Origin of the sequence: Halomonas sp. SIMBA_159, from assembly GCF_046536035.1 — a bacterium.
GTDB classification, from domain to species: domain Bacteria; phylum Pseudomonadota; class Gammaproteobacteria; order Pseudomonadales; family Halomonadaceae; genus Vreelandella; species Vreelandella venusta_A.
Genome location: NZ_JAWJBT010000053.1, coordinates 1 through 1,234, shown reverse-complemented (window position 1 = coordinate 1,234; position 1,234 = coordinate 1). Strand labels below are relative to the sequence as shown.

The 1,234-nt window shown below is 52.3% G+C and carries 1 protein-coding gene; it reads left to right on the top strand.

Annotated elements, in window-relative coordinates:
* Nucleotides 1-62: 62 nt before the first annotated feature.
* A protein-coding gene (locus R0J87_RS18250; protein ID WP_498887940.1) for an IS3 family transposase occupies nucleotides 63-1,216 on the top strand; the annotation gives its coding sequence in 2 pieces (ribosomal slippage) (nucleotides 63-306 and nucleotides 306-1,216; 1,155 coding nt in all).
* Nucleotides 1,217-1,234: the final 18 nt, after the last annotated feature.

Genomic DNA, 1,234 nt, shown 5'->3' with positions numbered 1-1,234 from the left:
TGAATCGCCCTGGGTTTCGTAGACACCTCCAGGCCTTATACTAAAGGTATCTAGGAGGATCCATGAGCCGTCCCCGTTACACTGAAGAATTCAAAATCGAAGCCGTTAAACAGGTGGTAGAGCGTGGCCATCGCGTGGCCGAGGTCGCTGAGCGTTTAGGCGTGTCAGGCCACAGCTTGTACCACTGGATCAAGCGCTACGATAAGCCGGTAGAACAACGACAAGAAGATGTTGATCTCCAAGCTGAAAACCGTCGTTTGAAGGCTGAACTAAAACGCGTGTCAGAAGAGCGAGATATATTAAAAAAGGCCACCGCGTACTTCGCCAGGGAGTCCGACTGAGGTACGCGTTTATTCAAAAGCATGCGGGCCAATATCCGGTACGTCGCTTGTGCCGCCTGATGGCCGTGCACCCTAGCGGCTACTACGCATGGTGCAAAAAAGCACTGTCTAATCGAGACCGGGATGATCAGCGCCTCTTGGGATTGATCAAGCATGCGTGGCTTGAAAGCGGCGGTGTATATGGCTATCGCAAGGTCTACCAGGATTTGCGTGAGGCTGGCGAAGCCTGCGGTAAGCACCGAGTGGCCCGCCTGATGCGTAGAGAAGGTTTACGCTCTCAGACCGGCTATCGACGACGCCCTGGCTGCTATGGCGGTGGAAAACCGGCCATCGTATCACCCAACCATTTAGACCGTCAGTTTGAAGTAACAGCGCCCAATGTTGTTTGGGTGACGGATATTACGTACATCCGAACGTACGAAGGCTGGCTTTACTTAGCGGTGGTTATCGACCTGTTTTCTCGTCAAGTGGTTGGCTGGTCGATGAAGTCACGTATGACCACGGAGTTAGTGCTGGATGCTTTATTGTCGGCAGTTTGGCGACGCAAGCCGCAAGGAACTGTGATGGTGCATTCGGATCAAGGAAGCCAGTTTAGCAGTGGAGACTGGCAAAGCTTTTTGAAAGCTAATCACCTGGTGGGCAGCATGAGCCGACGTGGCAACTGTCATGACAACGCCGTTGCTGAAAGCTTCTTTCAACTCCTCAAGCGAGAGCGGATCAAGCGACAGATTTATTCGACACGGGAAGCGGCTAGACGCGACGTGTTCAATTACATTGAAATGTTCTACAACCCAAAGCGCCGACACGGCACAAGTGATAACTTGTCACCGGTTGAGTATGAAAGGCGTTACTTTAAGAGCCTAACGGGTGTCTAGAATACCCGGGGCGATTCA